At 70.3% G+C, this 2,613-nt stretch carries 2 protein-coding genes; both read right to left on the reverse strand.

Annotated features, from left to right (window positions below; genetic code table 11):
* Positions 1–28: 28 nt before the first annotated feature.
* Positions 29–1,549, reverse strand: coding sequence for a sugar ABC transporter ATP-binding protein (locus tag FNQ90_RS19270; RefSeq protein ID WP_182607518.1), 1,521 nt, complete (start codon positions 1,547–1,549; stop codon positions 29–31).
* On the reverse strand, positions 1,549–2,571 hold the full coding sequence (locus FNQ90_RS19275) for a sugar ABC transporter substrate-binding protein (protein WP_182607519.1): 1,023 nt from the start codon (positions 2,569–2,571) through the stop codon (positions 1,549–1,551). The genes FNQ90_RS19270 and FNQ90_RS19275 overlap by 1 nt, the downstream gene beginning before the upstream one ends.
* Positions 2,572–2,613: the final 42 nt, after the last annotated feature.

Here is a 2,613-nt window from a genome sequence, read left to right on the forward strand (position 1 = left end):
GGAGCGATGCGGGTCGGGGTGACGGGGGTCAGGCCGCGGATTCCCCGGCCCCGGTGGCGAGGGACATGATGGATTCCTCGGTGGCCGTGGCCGTCTCGACGATGTCGACCAGCCGTCCCTGGCTCATCACCGCGACGCGGTCGGTGAGGGTGAGCAGTTCGGGCAGGTCGGAGGAGGAACACAGGATGGCCAGTCCGCGTTCGGCAAGGGCGTACAACTCCTCGTAGATCTCGGCCTTGGCCCCGACGTCGACGCCCCGGGTCGGCTCGTCGAGAACGAGGACCCCGGGGTTGATCGCCAACCACCGGGCCAGCACCGCCTTCTGCTGGTTCCCGCCGGAGAGGCTGGTGATGGGCTGGTCCAATGTGGCCGTCTTGACCCGGTACTTCTTCGCCTGTTCCGCCGCGGTGCGGCGGAACGCCCGCCGGCGGATGAGACCGAGGCGGCTGAGCCCGCGGGTGGTGAGCGCGCCGATGTTCTGCTCCACGCTCATGGTGGTGAGCAGCCCCTGGGCCCGGCGTTCGCCGGGGACGAAGGCGAGTCGGCGCTCCACACTGCTGACGGGGTCCCGCCGGGAGTAGGGCTCGCCGAGCAGCTCGACGGTCCCGCTCGTTCCGCGTTCACCGCCGAAGATGTTGTGCAGCAGTTCGATGCGTCCGGAGTCGGGCAGGCCGGCCACACCGAGGATCTCGCCCGGGTGGACATCGAGGCTCACCCCGCTGTGGCGCCGGCCACCGAGTCCCCTCAGCCGCAGGGCGGGGGGCTCCTCTGAGCGGTGGCCCGCCCCCGGGCGCCGGGTGAACTCCCCGAGTTCCCGACCCACCATCGCGGCGACCGCCCGGTCGGGGGTCGTCTCCGAGCGACGCCAGGAGGCGACGTGCCGTCCGTCGCGGAGCACCCGGATGTGGTCCGCCAGGCGGAAGACCTCCGGCATGCGGTGGGAGACGTAGACCAGGGTCGTCCCGTCAGCCCTCAACCTTTCCATCAGCGCGAAGAGCCGTTCGGCCTCGGCCGGGGTGAGCATGGCCGTGGGCTCGTCCAGGATCAGCACCCGGCCACCACGGGCCACCGACCGGGCGACGACGACGAGTTGGCGGGTGGCCATGTCGAGCGTGCCGACCGGGGCCGTGGGGTCGAGTCGGAGGTCCAGGGCCGCGAGCAGTTCCCGGGTCCGTTCCACCATCCGGTGCCGTGAGGGGAACCAACGGTGGCCGGGTTCGATGCCGGAGAGGACGTTCTCCGCGACGGTGCGGTCGTTGAGGAGAGCCAGCTCCTGGGGGACGATGGCCACGCCGTGCCGGCTCAGTACGGTGCCGGGATCGTGGGAGGTCACCTCCTCGCCGAAGACCGTGACGCCTCCGCTGCTGGGCGGCTGGAGTCCGGCGAGGATCTTGAGCAGCGTGGACTTGCCCGCTCCGTTCTCCCCGAGGAGGGCCGTCACCCCTCCCGCGGGGATGTCGAAGGTGACATCGTCCAGGGCCCGCACCGGGCCGAAACTGCGGCTGAGTCCGCTGATCCGGACGGCCGGCGTGTCGGGCGCGGGGACCATCAGTCCTCCACCGGGTTCTCGTCGAGGTTGTCCCGGGTGATGAACTGCGAACCGGTGTCCACACCGGTGATCTCCCCGCCCTCGATCAGGAAGTCGTGGAGGGTCTTGACCGCCTGGTAGCCCTGCTCGGCGGGATTCTGGCTGATGGTGAAGTCGATGACACCGTTCTCGATGTAGTCGGCGGTCCTGGTGAGCAGGTCGAATCCCACGACCACGGGGCCGTCGCCGCTCGCCTCGGCCGCCCACTGGGCCGCCGCCGTGGTGGAGCAGCAGTCGAGGCCGGCCAGGGCGACCACGTCGGACTGGCCGCGCATGGTGGATTCGACGGTGTTGTAGGCCGAGCCGGGCTCATTGCCCACGTTGACGGGGCCGACGATCTCCAGGTCACTGCCGGCCAGGCCCTCCTCGAAACCGCTGAACCGTTCGTGGGACCAACCGGCCCCGGTGTCGACGGAGAAGACGACGACCTTGCCGGAGACGTCCGGGTCGAGGACTTCGAGGAGTTGACGGGCCTGGGACTCGCCGGATCCCTTGAGGTCCTGACCGACGAAGCCCATCTGGCGGGACTCGGGGTTGTCGGTGTTGAACGAGATGACGGGGATACCGGCGTCGTACGCCTGGGCGATGACGGGTCGCAGCGCGTCGCTCGAGGCGGAGGAGACGGCGAGGCCGTCCACCGACTTCTGCTGGATCAGCGTCTGGAGTTCGGAGACCTGCTGGGCGGCGTCACCGCCCGTGGGGCCGATGAGCCGGACGTCCGCGCCCAGTTCATCGCCCGCCCGCTGCATGCCCCGGGCGATCGGGGTGGCGAAGGCGAGGGAGGGGTCGTGGTAACTCAACTTGATGCGCAACGGTTCGCCGTTGTCGATCCGCTCCTGTATGTGGGCGGCCGGCTCGAAGGAGCCGTCACCGTCGTTGCCGTTGTCGCTCGCCGTGACCGCGCCGCACGCGGTGGTGAGGAGCAGGGCTGCGGTGAGGGCGCCGGCGACCGCGGGCTTTCTCCATGGGGCGCGCAGGGACATGGGGGACTCCTTTGTCGTGTCCGAGGGGAATCGGGGAAGGGC

Source organism: Streptomyces alkaliphilus (assembly GCF_014141535.1).
GTDB lineage: Bacteria > Actinomycetota > Actinomycetes > Streptomycetales > Streptomycetaceae > Streptomyces > Streptomyces alkaliphilus.